The following is a 16,954-nucleotide window of genomic DNA, read 5'->3' on the forward strand; positions in this document are numbered from 1 at the left end:
GAATTGAATAGAATCACCTGTTCAGGGAAAATAGCGTTGTTTTTCCATTTCACCATTTACCTATATGATGCTATCATTTTATTAAACTATTTATAGACATGGAGGTCGGCGTCTTGAAATTAGAAAATCTAAAAGTGTTTTGTTTAGTGGTGGATGAAGGAAGCATAAGCCAGGCAGCGAGGTTAAGTTTCTTATCTCAACCGGCGGTAACAAGACAGATTCACCAATTGGAAAATTTTTATAACACTTTGTTATTTGACCGTGAGGAAGGGAGGCTAAGGGTGACAGAAGCAGGAGAGTTGTTATACCCTTTTGCAAAAGCTATGGTGAATGACTTCAACCATTCAAAAGAAGTGATTCAGCAATCAGTGGGCGAGTACAATTTAAACCTCATAGTAGGTGCATCCCTGACTATCGGCGAGTATTTATTGCCAAGCTTGCTGGGGAGATTTAAAAAACAGCAGCCTGAAATAAAAGTGACATTAACGATAAAAAATACACCTCGAGTTCTGGAGGATTTATCAAACGATGTCATTGATTTGGCCTTGGTGGAAGGACTCGTGGAAAACACCGATTTTATTGTAGAAAAGTTCGCAGATGACAAATTGATATTGGTTTGTCCACCCGACCACACATGGAGAGACAGAAAAGAAATCCAGGTAGAGGAATTGGGAAATGAAAGGATGATCTGGCGTGAATCCATTTCAGGGACACGACTTATCGTAGAAAACATGTTAAGGGAGCGTGGGGTTTTAGAAAAAATAGAAAACTACATGGAGATTGGAAGTACACAAGCGATAAAAAGTGCAGTCGAAGCTGGACTTGGAATCAGTATTCTGCCAAGGTTGTCATTGGCCAGGGAATTGGATCAAGGTTTTTTGCGGGAAGTCGGTATTTCCGGTATAAATATAACAAGAGATCTATGGCTAGTCAGAAAAAACAAGCGTTTTAATAAAATAGGTGTGTCTAATTTTGTGAATTTTCTTCAATAGATAACTGAAGCATCAGTCATTTTACGGTCGCATGCGTTCCTATTCACATGATGTGCAGCGTTTTTTAGGTTCTTGGTTAGTCAATCAGGATTAATGACGAGCCTTAGCATATCGTTTATGAATAAAGCGGAAGTGATTGGAACTGTTATCACTGCTGTTCATATCAGTCAGAAGGAGCAAACATATAAATTGGTTTTGTGAATTCGATCCTATTTGCAGCTGGCTTACTTCTAATTTAAGGAATCGTGTTCTTAATCTTCGTTAAACCAGTTAAAGGGGTTCTCTTATTCAGGTGGACTATTAGTGCAATAGTAAAAAAACTTCTACAATATAAAATTTTTAGAGGTATTATATTTTAAATAAAAGCTTTTCTCATTCGAGAAGGGCATTATTTGTATTTGGATATTCAGCTTCCGCATCCTTTTAAGAAATGAATACAAAATTGGGCATTACATATTTTTCCCTATGAAAATCAAAGTTGATGTTCAAATTATACTGCAAACTAATTCCCTAATTTGATAATCATTCGTTAAATCCCTTGGCTTGACATAATCCCTACAAAGAGAATTATACCTAGATTGTTTACGATTACACTTTTTTTTGAATTTCATACATTGAAACCTCTTCTGCGATGTAGAAGATAACTAAATTTCAGCACGGAATTTTTCTTATATTGGGAGTGGTTTAAGAAAAATGATATGAAGCCGATGTTTGCAAAAAAGCCTTGCACGTTAGCCCTGAACAGAAGGTGAGAGGCTTTTTGGTGCTATATTAAAGTTTTTTGGATGATTTGGACGAAAAAGGGATTCTGCTGACGTCTGGAATGAACTAAAATAAAGTGGGGGAAGAAAGATTAATATCATAAAGAAGAATACTGAAATATTATATTTTTCTATTGACTCCACCAATTCATGAATGAAAAAAAATGTGAGTTAGGATATAATATAATTATTGTATTGGAGATTCATTCGGGAATTTCCTTTTTTTTATGGGCTTTATTAGTTTATCTCCCTGAAGAACCGGGAAATAAATTATAGCTGTATATGTTTTTGTAATAATAATTAAAGTGAAGTAGAGGGGATTGTTTTAATGGGGATGTTAGAAAAATTTATTAGTGAGACAAATGATGTGTTATGGTCATCCATTTTGATCATCATGTTGATTGGATTGGGCCTTTATTTTTCCGTACGCACGAAGTTTGTCCAATTCAGGATGGTTGGGGAAATGTTCAGACTTTTGGGGGAAGGAGCCACGGCGGAAAAAAAGGGTGTGACATCCTTTCAGGCATTTTGCATAAGCACGGCTTCCAGGGTAGGAACTGGTAACCTTGCAGGTGTTGCCATCGCAATCACGATGGGCGGCCCAGGAGCCGTTTTCTGGATGTGGTTAATAGCATTGATCGGGTCTGCTTCAGCTTTCATTGAAAGTACACTTGCTCAAATCTATAAGGTCAAGGATGGGGATGCATTCCGCGGAGGGCCTGCGTATTATATGGAAAAAGCTTTGAACGCCCGATGGATGGGCATCACGTTCGCTGTATTGATTTCGCTTACATTTGGACTTGCTTTCAACTCGGTTCAAGCCAATACGATTTCAAGTGCATTCAATGAATCGTTTGGAATCGAAAAGTGGGTTACGGGTCTCATTCTGGCTGTCGTCACAGCTGTCATCATTTTTGGCGGTATCAAAATGATTGCAAAGGTATCTGAAGTCATCGTCCCGATTATGGCAGGAGCCTATGTGATAGTGGCGTTGATTATCATCATCATGAATATTACCGAGTTACCGGGTGTTTTTGTTCTGATTTTTGAAAGTGCATTTAATGGAATAAAAGAAGTGGCTGGCGGAGTACTGGGAGCTGCCATGATGCAGGGAATCAAGCGTGGCCTATTTTCAAATGAAGCTGGGATGGGTAGTGCACCTAATGCTGGAGCGACGGCAGATGTAAGTCATCCCGTCAAACAAGGACTCATTCAGTCACTGGGTGTTTTTGTCGATACGCTCATCATTTGCAGTTCGACTGCCTTCATCATTTTGTTCTCAGGTCTTTATACATCGAAAGAAACGGATGGAATCGTCCTTACCCAAAATGCACTTGGGACGGCATTGGGGTCTTGGGCTGGTATTTTCCTTGCCATTATCGTCCTGTTATTCGCCTTCAGTTCCATTGTCGGCAACTATTATTATGGAGAGTCGAACATCGGCTTCATCAATGAAAATAAGGCTTGGTTAAACATCTATCGTATCGCAGTAGTAGGGATGGTGATATTCGGTTCGCTTGCCTCACTGAAATTTGTTTGGGGGCTAGCTGACTTGCTGATGGCACTCATGGCCATTATCAACCTGATCGCCATAGCATTACTTGGGAAGATCGCTTTTGCTGCACTGGCGGATTATCAAAAGCAAAAGAAAAGTGGAAAAAATCCTGTTTTCCATGTGAACAATATTAAAGGTTTGAAGAATGTGGAATGTTGGGGAGACCCATCCGATGATGTGGATGTGAATGTGTATAAGGAGAGCTAAGCTTTAATTAAAAGCTTACATGTAGAGTCCTTGAGAAGGGATTTTACTTGTAAGTTTTTTTGTATGATCAATTGATTGAAAATAAGGCTTTTTCCTCTTTTTTCTATCATGGTTGAATATTGTTTTGTTTTTTACACAAAATACCTTTGTCTTTAGTACTGCTGTCAATCGATGGTTGGACAATTTGAAAACTAGGAGTGAAAACTATGGATAGCAAGCAATCAAAAAATGAATCTTCAGAAATTGCTGGAAGAATATATGACGTCAGTGATTATAAACGGGAAGATGCTGTATCTTCGGGATTGGCTACAACCCACGAACAAGTCTCGGATACTTATGCGGAAGGCGAGATAAAAGCAGTCATTGATGATGTAAATGGAAAGGATATTGAGATTAAAAAAGAAGGATCCGAGGAAGAAAGGAAATGAAGTGATTTTTATTTTTTTAGGAAAAAGAATTATCGACTGATATTTTAAGTGAATTTCGATTTAACCCCCTAGCTTTTTAAGCTAGGGGATATCTAATTAATAAATTCTTTCTCTCTCCATTTTTCGAAGTAACTCTTCCTTCGTTCTTGGGACAAGGTCCTTTTCTGCGGGTATCCTTGATTGAAGAAGGGCTTGAAACATTTCAAAAACCCACGGCTTCTCCAGGTGTGCCCTCATCAGAACGGCTTCATCATGAAAAACGGATACAGGGTCCCCTTGGTATATGACCTTACCATCGTTCATGACAACGACTTCATCAGCCCATTGATAGGCCAAATTAACATCATGAGTTGATAGAATTATCGTTTTGTCAGGGTGGTGAATACTGTCCAGCAGAGCCATGATCTGTCGGGAGAAATAAGGATCCAATCCAGCGGTAGGCTCGTCCAAGAGCCAGACATCTGGTTCCATGGCTAGTACCCCTGCAATGGCGACACGTTTTTTTTGCCCTAAGCTTAAAAAATGGGTGGGTCTGTCCTTTAATTCCGTTACTTCCGTTTGAGCCATCGCCCATTGTACTTTCTCGCGGACTACGTTTCTTTCCCATCCTAAATTCATCGGTCCAAACGAAATATCCTGTTGCACATTAGCGGAAAAAAGCTGAGAATCGGGATCTTGAAAAACGATCCCAACTTGTTTTCTTAATGATAATAATGCTTTACGGTCATATTTAATTTTCTTGCCCTTATATCTGATAGTTCCTGATGTTGGTTGTAAAAGACCATTTAAATGGAGGAACAGAGTCGATTTGCCGGCTCCATTATTGCCTAATAATGCAATCTTTTTACCTTGTTGAACGGTTAGTGAAAGATCTTTGATAGCGAACGTTCCATCTGCGAATTGATGGGTGAGGCCCTCTATATTAAAAATATGCTCTTCCATTTCTGAATTGCCTCCAATTTACATATATCCATAAATAAAGATTAAGCTTCCTAGTATGATAATGGCGATCAGCCAATTGCGGGAGGAATAGGTGTAAGTATCATCGATATATGATAGGTTCTCCTGATATCCTCTTGCATTCATGGCCATCGTCAATTGCCCAGAGCGCTGGAATACTCCCAAAAATAATGATGAGATTAGTAACCCGAGAGATCGAATGCCTTGCCTTATCGAGCCATATCCAAGTCGTGAAGCTTGTGATAGGTGAATGGCCACAGCTGTATCTAAAAAAATAAAGATGAAGCGATAGGTCAATTCTATTAAATCGATCAATAAAGATGGCACTTTAAGTTTTCGCAGCACGGATAGAATGACGGTAATGGGTGTTGTTAAGGTTAAGAAATATAAACAGCTTATACTGCCAAATACGACAGTGATCAAATTGATTACTGTACCAATGCTGTCATCGCTGATGAATATTTGCCAGTTTCCGACTTTCCAGGACCACCATATATTGGATATTGAAATGGGTTTGCTTGTAAAAGAAAAAAGGATGGTAATTGTACCTGATAATATAAAGAACCCCGGTAGTAAGAGTAATTTCAGATAATAAGAAAGTGGGATTCTTGCCGCAAAAATGATTAAAGCACTCATCACCGTAAAAGTGATGAGCGAAACGGCCATATCCCTTACAGTTAAGGAAAAAAGCAAAAGGGAGAGTGCAAAAATCATTTTTTCCAACGGATGTTCATCCTTTAGCCCATTGAAATAGGCATATTTATCAATGAGTAACATGCTTGGATTCTTCGGGCATGGCTTGTTTGGCTTGCTTATTCCTTTGTCTCATTACCCCAATGAAATATCCAATGAAACCAGCTCCGATTGCAGCCTGCAGCGCAAATAATAAGCTTTCTGTTTCTGCACCTGGTGGCTCCCAAATACTGTTGAACCATGGCTTATATTCCGGATGGATTTTAGTGATGGCTTCTTCAGCTTCGCCATCTGCACCGCCAAATTGCGTTCCTTGTTGGGTGATTAACGGTATGGTTGCAAGAATGACGACCAGGAAAAGCAACAGTAAACTTTTTTTCATATTAACGGGCCTCCTTAGATAAAACTCGCAGCAATTTCAATTCGCCTAGATTGTATTTTTTTAAGAAATTCATCACAACGACTGTCAATAATCCCTCGCTGATTGCCAAGGGAATTTGGGTCAGGGCGAAAATCCCTGCAAACTTAGTGAATGAGGCCATGAATCCCCCTACCTCGGATGGAAAAGCAAGAGCAAGTTGAACGGAAGTTACCACATAGGTTCCTAAATCTCCAAAAGCAGCTGCCAAGAAAACCGCAAGAGAAAAAGACCACCCCAATTTAGTTGCGCCCTTGAAGACAAAGTAAGAAATGAAAGGTCCGCATACTGCCATGGAAAATGCATTGGCCCCTAATGTCGTCAACCCTCCGTGAGCCAGTAATACAGCTTGAAATAACAGGACGATGGAACCCACGACACTCATGGCCAATGGTCCGAATAATATGGAACCCAAGCCAACTCCTGTAGGGTGTGAAGAACTTCCCGTAACGGAAGGAATCTTCAGGGCCGATAATATGAATACAAATGCTCCCGATAGGCCGAGTATCATTTTTGTTTCTGGGTTTTCCTTTACTTTGGACCTAATCGACCGGTAACCCAAGATTAAAAATGGAAGGATAATGGCCCACCAGAATATGGCCCATTCAATCGGTAAAAATCCCTCCATAATATGCATGGCCATAGCACGTTTTGGTACAAGAAGCAATAAAATGACAAAATAAAGAATTTTCCAATTGTCTTTTTTCATTCTTTCTCCTTTCAACACTTTTAATTTTTTCTGATCAAGGCTTTTAGAAGAAAAGCGGCGCCCAACATAAAAAGCACTTCTCTAAAAAAGAAAGAAGTGCGTAATGAACAGGAATTCCTCAGCATAAACCAACCACGGGCTATTCTGCCTGATCCGCACACCCATCCTCGTAGGCTGAAACAGTTTCACGCTTCATGGCAGGTCTCCTGGCTTTGGTTCATCATCCCATTACATCCTTCCCATCTCATTTGACAGTGGATTAACCTTAAGGCAATAGGACTTCCCTTTACAGTGGCGGGACCGCTCCGGATTTTCACCGGCTTCCCTTTTAAGCTGAATTTCCGAGAAAATTCAACACCATAAAACTTATGTAATTATTTTGAAAAATCTCGTATAGTTTATCATAAAGAAATAATTCCAGCTACACTCTCTTTTTTTTTTTTAGACTAATAACGCAGAGAAGCGAGGCATGGAGCTGGATTTACCCTATTAAACTTTTCTAAACAGTCGGAATAAACTTTGAATTTTGCTAAAGTTGTTATATGATAGATAAAGTTAGCTAGAAATGTATAATAAAACCAAATATTTCATTTTAAAAGTGCTCTTGTGTGAATTATCAAGGGATAATAGGGAAATCGGTGAAAATCCGATGCAGCCCCCGCTACTGTAAACGCTGATGAAATTGTCGATGACCACTGGCTTAATGCCGGGAAGGGACAAAGTAAAATGAAGCGTAAGCCAGGAAACCTGCTTTTGAAATTGTATGATACTTTTCGGAGGGAAAGGTAGAAGGACTATGACGATTTTGGGAGATTCAGCATATTTGCCGAAGGCTCCTCATTCATATAGTTTTTTTAAAACCTTAACTCTTATGTTAAGGTTTTTTATTTTGCCTTTTCCCTGAACTCAGGAGGAAGAAGATGACTACTTGGAACTTGCAGGGTACTAATACGCATCTGTTGATTTGCAATGGAAGCAGTTGCATGAAAAAAGGCGGGGAAGAAGTAACCCAAGCGATTCGCGATGAAATTACTTTAAAGGGACTGGATATGAAAATCCATACAACCAGGACACGCTGTAACGGAAGATGTAAGGACGCCTGCGTTGTAATTGAGTATCCCCAAGGGAGATGGTATCGGGTGGAAACCCCAGATTACGGTCGGAAGATTGTAAGTAATATCGATGATGGGGAGTTTGTGCCACAGCTGATCTACCGATTCAGTGATGGGGAAATGACCCCTAATCCAGATTTTCCTGCTCATACGGGTATTTCAAAGAACAAATCGTAAAAGGAGATGTCTTAATGAGTACTAACGGTAAATTATTCGTCGTGGGCTTTGGGCCAGGGAATTTTGAACACATTACCAAACGTGCTGTCGAAGCCCTTCAAGAAAGTGACTACATCATTGGTTATAAAACTTATGTTGAACTCATTCAGGGATTGCTTACAGATCAAACGATTATTAGTACGGGAATGACTGAGGAAGTATCACGTGCTCAGGAAGCAGTGAAACAAGCGGAGCTGGGAAAGAAAGTGGCTGTAATTTCCAGTGGTGATGCCGGAGTGTACGGGATGGCAGGGCTGGTTTATGAAGTATTGATTGAAAAAGGGTGGAAAGAAGATACTGGAGTGGGCATTGAAGTCATCCCTGGTATTTCTGCAATCAACTCTTGTGCGTCTTTACTTGGGGCACCTGTCATGCACGATTCGTGTACCATCAGCCTCAGTGATCATTTAACGCCTTGGGAACTTATCGCTAAAAGGGTGGAAGCTGCTGCAATGGCTGACTTTGTCATTGCACTTTATAACCCGCGTAGCGGAAGGCGGACTAGGCAAATTGTAGAAACACAAAAAATTCTCCTTCGCTACCGTTCACCGGATACACCTGTCGGGTTGGTGAAAAGTGCTTATCGCGATCGGCAGGATATTGTCATAACCAATTTGAAAGATATGTTGAATCACGATATTGGAATGTTGACCACCGTCATTATTGGTAATTCATCTACCTTTTTATATGATGACAAAATCATCACACCAAGAGGTTATCAGAGGAAATATACATTGAATTCGGAAAAGCAAACATTGAAGCCGCATCAGCGTCTGCAAAAAGAAGCAGAACCATGGGCATTAGATCAAGAAGCCGATTCCATGCAAGAAGCCTACGCTGAGCCTGATGGAGGGGTTGGATTACTTACAAAAGCACCAGAAAAGAAGGCGACATCTTTTGAAATGGCAATGGAAGCCCTGTCTATAGTTAAGGGCCAAACCGTTCAGCAACCCATTAAGCCGTTTGTTCAGCAAAAAGTGGAGTCGGTATTCGAACTTGCGGTCAGTCCAGGTGTGGCGAATAAACAATTCACTCCCAAACAAATGATGACACTTGCGGAAGTTGTCGGGGAAAAGGGATCGATGGAATACACGCCAAACCATAAGATCGTATTAAAGATTCCGACAACGGATCCGGAAGTCATTACGGGGAAATTGCAATCAGCAAACTTTCTGTTATCGCCGATTGGAGATGTACTGACATTAAAAGCCTGTGATTTCTGTGATGGGGAAAAAGCGGAATCCATTCCTTTTGCGGATGAAATACACCGGGTGCTCGGCGGAATGAAAATGCCCAAGGAACTGAACATCGGTTTTAATGGGTGTGGAATGGCTTGTTATAGTGCTGTGATGGATGATATTGGGATTGTCTTTCGGAAAGGGAAGTTCGACTTATTTCTTGGTGCTAAACCGGTTGGAAGAACAGCCCATCCAGGTCAGCTGGTTGCTGAAGGCATTGAACCGGAACAGCTTGTTGAACTGATTACGGACATTGTCGGGGAGTATACGCAAAATGCCCATCCAAACGAGCGGCTTTTTAAATACTTCAAACGTGCAAAAAAGATACAGAATTTTTCTTATCAGGACATTGCTCCCAAAATAAACATAGAGCCTGCGCCTTGTGAAGACTAATCAAGAGGGGGAAAGTAAATGAAAGCAGTTTTGTTCGTAGGACATGGAAGCCGCTTGGCTTCAGGAAACGAAGAAGTCCTTCATTTTATTAAAAATATGATTCCGGCAATGGATGACGGCTTTTTGGTAGAAACGTGCTTCTTGGAGTTTGCGGCACCGAATATATCTAAAGGCATTGATAATTGTGTAAAACGAGGGGCTACGGAAGTTATCGTCATACCAATCATTCTGTTGCATGCAGGACATTCGAAATTACATATCCCGGCTGAAATAGAGGATGGGAAAACCAAGTATCCAGAAGTGAAATTCACATATGGTCAAACGATCGGGGTCCACCATGATGTATTGACGATCCTGACAGATCGTCTTGAGGAAGTTGGTTTCGATACATCCTCAAAACAGCCTGAGACAGCAATTTTGCTAATCGGCCGAGGTGGCAGTGACGCTGATGCAAATAGTGATATATATAAAATTTCACGATTATTATGGGAAAAATTAAACGTGAAATGGGTCGAAAGTGCCTTCATGGGTGTAACGGACCCGCATGTTGACGAAGGCATTGATCGATGCATCCGCTTAGGCGCGAAAAAAATAGTGATGCTGCCATATTTCCTTTTCACGGGTGTGTTAATGGAAAGAATGGAAGATATGCTGAAAGGCTATCAAGAGCAATATCGTGATCGAGAATTTATTTTGGCGAAGTATTTTGGGTATCATCCAACCTTACAGAACATTTTGCAAGAACGTGTAATTGAAGCTAGCGAAGGCAGATCAAGTGGGGTCCGAGATTTGGAAAACTATCGTAAACATGTCGAAGAACATGGACATGCCCACCATCATCATCACGACCACGACCACGACCACGACCACGACCACGATCACGATCACGACCACGATCACGATGAGCAAGTAGTGGGGACATCAAAATGATTCTGTTCTTGGCGGGTACAAGTGATGCAAGGGAATTAGCGATTGAGATGCAGCAGGTGGGGTTCAAGGTTTTGGCAACTGTTGTAACCGAATCGGCGGCGAAGAGTTTGCAAGATGAAGGGATATCCACCCGTATTGGCCGATTAACTGCAGAGGATATGACATCTTTAATCTCTGAAAAAGGTTTTCAGGCTGTAGTTGATGCAAGTCACCCATTTGCCGAAGAAGCATCCAAAAACGCCCTTAACGGAGCAAAGGCAGCAAATGTTCCATATATTCGTTATGAGCGTGAAAGTCAACGGTTTCAGAATGATAAATTGATAGTTGTCCGTGATTATGAGGAAGCTGCCAAGCTTGCCGCTGCCAAAAGGGGAGTCATCATGCTCACGACCGGAAGTAAAACCCTAGCTGTATTCGCAAAAGAATTGCTCGGTCTCGAGAATACCAGAGTCATAGCAAGAATGCTGCCACGCATGGACAATATGGAAAAATGTGCACAGCTGGGCATTGAACAAAAGAATATTGTTGCGATTCAAGGGCCATTTTCCAAAGAATTAAATAAAGCTCTATATGAACAGTATGGTGTCACGTTGATGATAACGAAAGAAAGTGGCAAGGTCGGTGCGGTTGATGAGAAATTGGAAGCCGCGTTGGAATGTGGAATAGAGACGATTATGATATCGCGACCGGATGTGGACTATCAAAATGTCCATTCCAGTTTTGATCATGTCATTGCCGAATTGAATAAACAGCTAACTCAAAAATAGGAGGAATGCAAGATGGACTTTAAAACGGATTTTAAACCACTAACGGTAGACCCGGACAAAATATATGATTATAGCTTTGCAATGATAGCTGAAGAAATGGGCCATCATGATTTTTCCGAAGATGAATGGAAGATTGTCCGCAGGGTCATTCATGCTTCAGCGGATTTTGAATTGGGAAGAAGTGTCATCATCCATCCAAATGCCATTCAAGCTGGTGTGGAAGCCATTCGCAAAGGCAGGCATGTCATTGCGGATGTGCAAATGATCGAGAGCGGAACAGGCAAAAAAAGATTTCAAAAACATGGCGGGGACGTGCATTGCTATATTTCAGATCCAGATGTGATGGTCGAAGCAAAACGTTTGAATACGACTAGAGCGATCATTTCGATGCAAAAAGCCGTAAAGGAAAATGAAGGGGGCATTTATGCCATTGGCAATGCACCTACAGCATTACTTGAGCTCATCCGCCTTATTAAAGAAGGGATTGCAAAACCGGACTTAATCATTGGAATGCCTGTTGGGTTTGTTTCTGCAGCGGAATCTAAAGAGGAACTCGCTAAGATCACAGAAGTGCCATTCATTACGAATATTGGCCGAAAAGGTGGAAGTACTGTCACAGTTGCAGCATTGAACGCGATTTCCCTTTTAGCTGATAGTTAAAAAATGGAAAATAAAGTAAAAAAGGACCCCTCGCAGATGCGTCACGGGTACACGACGGGGGCATGTTCTACAGCCGTGACTAAAGCGGCATTGACCGCCTTGATCACGGGGGATGCGCTGGAGGAAGCAACGATTTCCTTGCCTATCGGCCGAGATGCGACTTTCACTATTGAGAAATATGATATATCGGAAAATGCGGTTAGTGCAGAAACGATAAAAGATGCCGGAGATGATCCCGATGCCACCCATCTGGCACATATCATTTCTACTGTCAGCTGGTCGGATGTCCCTGGGATTATCTTGGATGGAGGGATTGGTGTGGGTCGTGTGACCAAACCCGGGCTTCCGGTTCCTGTAGGAGAAGCGGCCATTAATCCTGTACCGCGCAAAATGATTTTAACCACTGTGCAACAAACATTGGAAGAATTTAAGATCAATAGAGGAGTGAAAGTCGTCATCTCCGTGCCCGCAGGTGAAGAAATAGCGAAAAAAACATTAAATGGCCGCTTGGGGATTGTGGGAGGCATTTCCATTTTGGGAACAAGGGGCACCGTCGTCCCTTTTTCCAGTTCGGCCTACATGGCAAGTATCGTCCAGGCTATAAGTGTCGCCAAAGCGAGTGGTTGTGAGCATCTTGTCTTAACGACTGGCGGGCGAAGTGAAAAGTATGCAATGGGCCTTCTTCAGGATTTACCGGAGGAAGCCTTTATTGAAATGGGTGACTTTGTGGGCTTCTCACTTAAGCAATGTAAGAGGCAGGGAATAAAAAAGGTATCACTGGTCGGCATGATGGGGAAATTTTCTAAAGTTGCCCAAGGTGTGATGATGGTGCATTCAAAGAGTGCCCCGGTCGACTTCGGTTTTCTATCGGAAATAGCCCAAAGCGTTGGAGCAGGAGATGATCTTGTTCTTGAAATCAAGAATGCAAACACAGCATCACAAGTTGGGGACATGATGTCGGCGATCAATAATTTTGATTTTTTTAATAAACTATGTGAATCCTGCTGTCACTCTGCCATAAAGCAAGTGAAGGGTGGCATTGAAATGGAAACGGCGATTTATTCGTTGAAAGGACAATTACTGGGAAGGGCTGTTGGAATTGAGTCAATCGATGAAATTAATCGGGATAGGGGATAACGGTCAGGAAAGCTTACTGCCGCAATATGCCCAATGGATTGAAGAAAGTGAAGTGCTGGTCGGAGGAGAGCGGGTTTTATCCTTCTTTCCGAATTATTCTGGCCAAAAGATTGTCATAAAGGGCGATTTGAAGAAAGTGGTGGAACAACTGCAGGATGAAACTCGTCCAACTGTTGTCTTAGCTTCCGGTGACCCATTGTTTTACGGAATGGGAGGCTATCTTTCCAGCAAGATCAACATGGAAGTTTACCCATATTTCAGTTCCATTCAGCTTGCTTTTGCAAAAATGGGTGAAAGCTGGCAAGATGCTTTCCTAGTTAGTATTCATGGCCGCAGTATGAAAGGGCTGGCCCAAAGGATTGATGGGAAAGCAAAAGTTGCCTTGCTTACTGACATCGAAAATAGTCCAAACCAACTGGCTAAATATCTCCTTTCATACGGAATGACAGAATATCGGGCATTCGTTGCTGAAAATCTTCAAGGAGAAACTGAAGACTCTGGCTGGTATGAACTTGATGAAATGATGGAGCGGGAATTCTCCCCGTTGAATGTTGTCATTTTAAAAAGAAAATCAGAAGGTCCAAGCTGGTCTTTAGGGATAGATGATGAAGAATTTTTGCAACGGAAGCCGGATAAAGGACTCATAACCAAAAAGGAAATTCGAGTATTGAGCCTGCATGCGTTGAAACTCGAAAAAAATAGCATAGTTTGGGATGTCGGGACGTGTACGGGATCAATGGCAATTGAAGCGGCTAAGCTTGCATCAGAAGGTCAAATCTTCGCAATTGAAAAAAATGAGCCTGATTTAGAAAACTGTTATCAAAACCAACGAAAATTCCGTACCGATATAACAGCTATTCATGGAAAAGCTCCGCAAGGCCTGGAAACTTTTCCAGACCCTGATGCGATTTTTATTGGCGGGACCGGCGGCGAAATGGTAGATCTAATCAATACTTGCTGCAAACGGCTGAAAGAAGGCGGCAGGATCGTTCTAAATGCTGCAACGATCGAGAATCTTTACCGGGCTAATGAGGCATTTGGGGAAGCTGGTTTTCACACTTCCATCATGCATGCGCAAATTTCCCGAAGTAAGCCAATATTGGGAATGAACAGATTCGTACCGCTTAATCCGGTTTATATCATTACTGCACAACGAAAGGAAGACATGAATGAGTAATCTTGGTACATTATATGGCCTAGGCGTGGGCCCGGGCGATCCAGAGCTTATTACAGTAAAGGCATTTCGCGTGATTCAGGAGTCTCCTGTCATTGCATATCCCAAAAAAAGAAAAGGGAGTAAAAGCTACGCCCATCGCATCGTTGAAGTTTACATTCGTCCTGAAGAGAAGGAAATGCTGGGCCTAGTTTTTCCGATGACGAAAGATCAAGCAATTTTGGATCGGGAATGGAACGGAACGGTTGAAAAGGTTTGGCAAAAATTATACGAGGGAAAAGATGTTGCTTTCGTTACGGAAGGTGATCCCCTTTTATATAGTACGTTCATACATATGATGAAATTGATGCAGGAGTTACATCCTGAAGTCGAAATTAAGACAGTCCCGGGCATTTCTTCGTTTAATGGATCAGCGTCAAGGTTAGGTATCGCTTTGGCGGATGGTGATGATCATGTGGCGATTGTTCCGGCAAGGGATGATTATGAAGCGATGAGGAAGGCGATTGAAGATCATGATGCTGTGGTGTTCATCAAAGTGGCAAAAGTCATCGATTTAATGATTACTGTTTTAAAAGATTTAAACTTACTTGAAAAGGCCTCGGTCGTAACAAAAGTCACATCCGATGAAGAAGTGATTTGGAAAGTGAGTGAATTGGAAGGACTTGAACTAGAATACTTAACATTGATGGTGGTGAGAAAATGAAGATATATATTGTAGGTGCTGGCCCAGGAGATCCGGATTTGATTACTGTAAAAGGATTGAACATTCTCCAAACTGCTGATGTGATTTTATATACGGATTCCTTAGTGAATGAGGAATTAATTGCTAAGGCAAAACCGGATGCTGAAGTGCTAAAAACCGCTGGAATGCATTTGGAAGAAATTGTTGGCATTATGGTTGATCGTGTTAAAGAAGGAAAGATGGTTGCCAGAATCCATACAGGGGATCCTGCTATGTATGGGGCGATCATGGAACAAATTGTCCTATTGAAGAAAGAGGATATTGGTTATGAGGTGATTCCTGGCGTAAGTTCAGTATTCGCCTCGGCAGCGGCAATAGGAGCAGAGCTGACTATCCCGGATTTAACCCAGACACTCATTTTGACGAGGGCTGAAGGACGTACTCCTGTTCCTGAATTTGAGAAGTTACGTGATTTGGCAAGTCATCACTGTACGATTGCCCTCTTCTTGAGTGCGACCTTGACTAAAAAAATCGTTAAAGAACTCAAGGAAGCCGGTTGGAAGGATGATACGCCGGTCGCTGTTATTCAACGGGCAACATGGCCGGACCAAAAAATAGTCCGTACCACGTTAGTTAATTTAGATGATGATATGCGTAAAAATGGTATCCGCAAGCATGCAATGATTTTGGCTGGATGGGCGTTAGACCCTACTATCCATGATAAAGATGAATACCGTTCAAAACTATATGATGCGAGTTTTACCCACGGTTTCAGAAAAGGTGTTAAGCCATGATCATTGAATTGAAGGAAGAGGAACTTGCTCCCATTAAACAGTCTCATACTTATGCGATCGTGGCAATTACAAAGCATGGTGTCGAGCTGGCACGAAAATTACATACCGTTTTTTCGAATTCCGATCTATATTACATGAGCAAGTTTGAAAAAGGGGACGAAGAGCATAAACAGATTCAGCTTTTTTCGGGAAGCGTCCGTATGCTTTTACCAGCTTTATTCAAGGAATATAAAGGAATCATATTAATTATTTCACTCGGGGCAGTCGTCCGGATGATTGCTCCCATTTTAAAGGATAAGAAAACGGATCCAGGTGTGGTTGTCATTGATGACAAAGGGGAAAATGTTATAAGTGTATTGTCAGGGCATCTTGGCGGAGCAAATGAACTGACTAAGGAAGTTGCTGCTGCCCTTGACGCGAGAGCTATAATCACTACGGCTTCGGATGTACAGAAAACGATTCCTGTCGACTTATTTGGCCAGCGCTTTGGCTGGATTTGGGATTCAGCAGAAAAATTGACGCCAGTAAGTGCGTCCGTTGTAAATGAAGAGCATGTTGCCGTTGTACAGGAGTCAGGTGAACGGAACTGGTGGTCGTATGAAACGCCATTACCTGAACGCATAATCATATACCCTTCAATTGAAGAAGCGCTTCAAGCAAAGCCACAAGCAGCTCTGGTCGTCACTCACCGCATGCTTAGCCAGTCGGAAAAGAGGATCCTGGAAAATGGGATCGTTTATCGTCCTCAAGTAATTGTTCTTGGTATCGGGTGCAATAGGGGAACATCGGCTGCTGAAATTGAGCAAGTGATTACAGAAACGCTAGAGGAATTATCGTTTTCCTTAAAAAGCGTTAAAGCGATCTGTACAATTTCCTTAAAGAAAGACGAAATTGGCTTGATTGAAGTAGTTAAGAAATATGGCTGGGAATTTGTATATTATGAACCGGAAGAGCTTAATCAAGCTCAAATCGAAGCACCATCCGATACAGTTTTTAAATATACAGGTGCATACGGTGTGAGTGAACCGGCTGTCAGGATTTATACTAAAGCTGAACAATTGGAGCTGGTTAAGAAAAAATCGGGGAATGTAACCATATCAGTTGGGATCATTCCTTTTTAAGGAGGGA

Annotated in this window: 17 protein-coding genes and 2 riboswitches; of the genes, 13 read left to right on the top strand and 4 right to left on the bottom strand. The window is 41.7% G+C overall.

Annotated elements, in window-relative coordinates:
- The first annotated feature begins 113 nt into the window (after positions 1-113).
- The 3 genes from N9I19_RS09410 (at position 114) to N9I19_RS09420 (ending at position 3,943) form a co-directional block, all read left to right on the top strand.
- Positions 114-992, top strand: coding sequence for a LysR family transcriptional regulator (locus N9I19_RS09410; protein WP_317777623.1), 879 nt, complete (start codon positions 114-116; stop codon positions 990-992).
- A 1,089-nt stretch (positions 993-2,081) separates the two neighbouring features.
- Positions 2,082-3,515: an alanine/glycine:cation symporter family protein gene (locus tag N9I19_RS09415; protein ID WP_089363098.1), complete on the top strand. Its 1,434-nt coding sequence runs from the start codon at positions 2,082-2,084 to the stop codon at positions 3,513-3,515.
- A 206-nt stretch (positions 3,516-3,721) separates the two neighbouring features.
- A complete protein-coding gene (locus N9I19_RS09420) occupies positions 3,722-3,943 on the top strand; it encodes a YozQ family protein (protein WP_284470951.1) in 222 nt (73 codons plus the stop codon).
- 96 nt (positions 3,944-4,039) lie between these two features.
- Here the strand turns inward: N9I19_RS09420 and N9I19_RS09425 are convergent, their stop codons facing one another.
- From N9I19_RS09425 to N9I19_RS09440, 4 genes are read right to left on the bottom strand one after another with little or no spacing between them, the layout of a single operon-like run.
- Complete coding sequence (locus N9I19_RS09425) at positions 4,040-4,885, bottom strand: energy-coupling factor ABC transporter ATP-binding protein (protein ID WP_317777624.1); 846 nt, start codon at positions 4,883-4,885, stop codon at positions 4,040-4,042.
- A gap of 18 nt (positions 4,886-4,903) precedes the next feature.
- Entirely contained in the window at positions 4,904-5,626 is a 723-nt protein-coding gene (cbiQ, locus tag N9I19_RS09430; RefSeq protein WP_317777625.1) for a cobalt ECF transporter T component CbiQ, read from the bottom strand.
- Between the two features lie 40 nt (positions 5,627-5,666).
- Complete coding sequence (locus tag N9I19_RS09435; RefSeq protein ID WP_317777626.1) at positions 5,667-5,978, bottom strand: energy-coupling factor ABC transporter substrate-binding protein; 312 nt, start codon at positions 5,976-5,978, stop codon at positions 5,667-5,669.
- A gap of 1 nt (position 5,979) precedes the next feature.
- A complete protein-coding gene (locus tag N9I19_RS09440; RefSeq protein WP_061462939.1) occupies positions 5,980-6,723 on the bottom strand; it encodes an energy-coupling factor ABC transporter permease in 744 nt (247 codons plus the stop codon).
- 179 nt (positions 6,724-6,902) lie between these two features.
- Positions 6,903-7,100, bottom strand: a riboswitch (cobalamin riboswitch).
- A gap of 202 nt (positions 7,101-7,302) precedes the next feature.
- Positions 7,303-7,492, top strand: a riboswitch (cobalamin riboswitch).
- Positions 7,493-7,643: 151 nt separating this feature from the next.
- On the opposite strand from N9I19_RS09440, the gene N9I19_RS09445 reads away from it, so the two are divergent.
- The 10 genes from N9I19_RS09445 to N9I19_RS09490 are packed head-to-tail and all read left to right on the top strand — an operon-like array spanning position 7,644 to position 16,947.
- Positions 7,644-8,012: a (2Fe-2S) ferredoxin domain-containing protein gene (locus N9I19_RS09445; RefSeq protein WP_317777627.1), complete on the top strand. Its 369-nt coding sequence runs from the start codon at positions 7,644-7,646 to the stop codon at positions 8,010-8,012.
- A gap of 14 nt (positions 8,013-8,026) precedes the next feature.
- A complete protein-coding gene (gene cobJ, locus N9I19_RS09450; protein ID WP_317777628.1) occupies positions 8,027-9,682 on the top strand; it encodes a precorrin-3B C(17)-methyltransferase in 1,656 nt (551 codons plus the stop codon).
- Between the two features lie 18 nt (positions 9,683-9,700).
- Positions 9,701-10,612, top strand: coding sequence for a sirohydrochlorin chelatase (locus N9I19_RS09455; RefSeq protein ID WP_317777629.1), 912 nt, complete (start codon positions 9,701-9,703; stop codon positions 10,610-10,612).
- On the top strand, positions 10,609-11,379 hold the full coding sequence (gene cobK, locus N9I19_RS09460) for a precorrin-6A reductase (RefSeq protein ID WP_317777630.1): 771 nt from the start codon (positions 10,609-10,611) through the stop codon (positions 11,377-11,379). Before N9I19_RS09455 ends, cobK begins: the two co-directional genes overlap by 4 nt.
- 12 nt (positions 11,380-11,391) lie before the next feature.
- On the top strand, positions 11,392-12,039 hold the full coding sequence (locus tag N9I19_RS09465; RefSeq protein ID WP_317777631.1) for a precorrin-8X methylmutase: 648 nt from the start codon (positions 11,392-11,394) through the stop codon (positions 12,037-12,039).
- Positions 12,040-12,042: 3 nt separating this feature from the next.
- Positions 12,043-13,176 (top strand): cobalt-precorrin-5B (C(1))-methyltransferase, encoded by a 1,134-nt coding sequence (locus N9I19_RS09470; protein WP_284470943.1) that lies wholly within the window; start codon positions 12,043-12,045, stop codon positions 13,174-13,176.
- Entirely contained in the window at positions 13,151-14,353 is a 1,203-nt protein-coding gene (cbiE, locus tag N9I19_RS09475; protein ID WP_375166299.1) for a precorrin-6y C5,15-methyltransferase (decarboxylating) subunit CbiE, read from the top strand. Before N9I19_RS09470 ends, cbiE begins: the two co-directional genes overlap by 26 nt.
- Positions 14,346-15,053, top strand: coding sequence for a precorrin-2 C(20)-methyltransferase (gene cobI / locus N9I19_RS09480; RefSeq protein ID WP_284470942.1), 708 nt, complete (start codon positions 14,346-14,348; stop codon positions 15,051-15,053). The genes cbiE and cobI overlap by 8 nt, the downstream gene beginning before the upstream one ends.
- Positions 15,050-15,826 (top strand): precorrin-4 C(11)-methyltransferase, encoded by a 777-nt coding sequence (cobM, locus tag N9I19_RS09485; protein ID WP_089363086.1) that lies wholly within the window; start codon positions 15,050-15,052, stop codon positions 15,824-15,826. The genes cobI and cobM overlap by 4 nt, the downstream gene beginning before the upstream one ends.
- Positions 15,823-16,947 (top strand): cobalt-precorrin 5A hydrolase, encoded by a 1,125-nt coding sequence (locus N9I19_RS09490; protein ID WP_317777632.1) that lies wholly within the window; start codon positions 15,823-15,825, stop codon positions 16,945-16,947. Before cobM ends, N9I19_RS09490 begins: the two co-directional genes overlap by 4 nt.
- Positions 16,948-16,954 lie beyond the last annotated feature (7 nt).

This window comes from Peribacillus sp. CSMR9 (assembly GCF_033141925.1).
Lineage (GTDB): Bacteria > Bacillota > Bacilli > Bacillales > DSM-1321 > Peribacillus > Peribacillus simplex_A.

What these genes read in the sequence shown, in the direction of transcription:
- N9I19_RS09415 (WP_089363098.1), top strand. Translation starts at nt 2,082, where the DNA reads ATGGGGATGTTAGAAAAATTTATTAGTGAGACAAATGATGTGTTATGG.
- N9I19_RS09420 (WP_284470951.1), top strand. Translation starts at nt 3,722, where the DNA reads ATGGATAGCAAGCAATCAAAAAATGAATCTTCAGAAATTGCTGGAAGA.
- N9I19_RS09425 (WP_317777624.1), bottom strand. Translation starts at nt 4,885, where the DNA reads ATGGAAGAGCATATTTTTAATATAGAGGGCCTCACCCATCAATTCGCA.
- N9I19_RS09435 (WP_317777626.1), bottom strand. Translation starts at nt 5,978, where the DNA reads ATGAAAAAAAGTTTACTGTTGCTTTTCCTGGTCGTCATTCTTGCAACC.
- N9I19_RS09440 (WP_061462939.1), bottom strand. Translation starts at nt 6,723, where the DNA reads ATGAAAAAAGACAATTGGAAAATTCTTTATTTTGTCATTTTATTGCTT.
- N9I19_RS09445 (WP_317777627.1), top strand. Translation starts at nt 7,644, where the DNA reads ATGACTACTTGGAACTTGCAGGGTACTAATACGCATCTGTTGATTTGC.
- cobJ (WP_317777628.1), top strand. Translation starts at nt 8,027, where the DNA reads ATGAGTACTAACGGTAAATTATTCGTCGTGGGCTTTGGGCCAGGGAAT.
- N9I19_RS09455 (WP_317777629.1), top strand. Translation starts at nt 9,701, where the DNA reads ATGAAAGCAGTTTTGTTCGTAGGACATGGAAGCCGCTTGGCTTCAGGA.
- cobK (WP_317777630.1), top strand. Translation starts at nt 10,609, where the DNA reads ATGATTCTGTTCTTGGCGGGTACAAGTGATGCAAGGGAATTAGCGATT.
- N9I19_RS09465 (WP_317777631.1), top strand. Translation starts at nt 11,392, where the DNA reads ATGGACTTTAAAACGGATTTTAAACCACTAACGGTAGACCCGGACAAA.
- N9I19_RS09470 (WP_284470943.1), top strand. Translation starts at nt 12,043, where the DNA reads ATGGAAAATAAAGTAAAAAAGGACCCCTCGCAGATGCGTCACGGGTAC.
- cbiE (WP_375166299.1), top strand. Translation starts at nt 13,151, where the DNA reads ATGAAATTAATCGGGATAGGGGATAACGGTCAGGAAAGCTTACTGCCG.
- cobI (WP_284470942.1), top strand. Translation starts at nt 14,346, where the DNA reads ATGAGTAATCTTGGTACATTATATGGCCTAGGCGTGGGCCCGGGCGAT.
- cobM (WP_089363086.1), top strand. Translation starts at nt 15,050, where the DNA reads ATGAAGATATATATTGTAGGTGCTGGCCCAGGAGATCCGGATTTGATT.
- N9I19_RS09490 (WP_317777632.1), top strand. Translation starts at nt 15,823, where the DNA reads ATGATCATTGAATTGAAGGAAGAGGAACTTGCTCCCATTAAACAGTCT.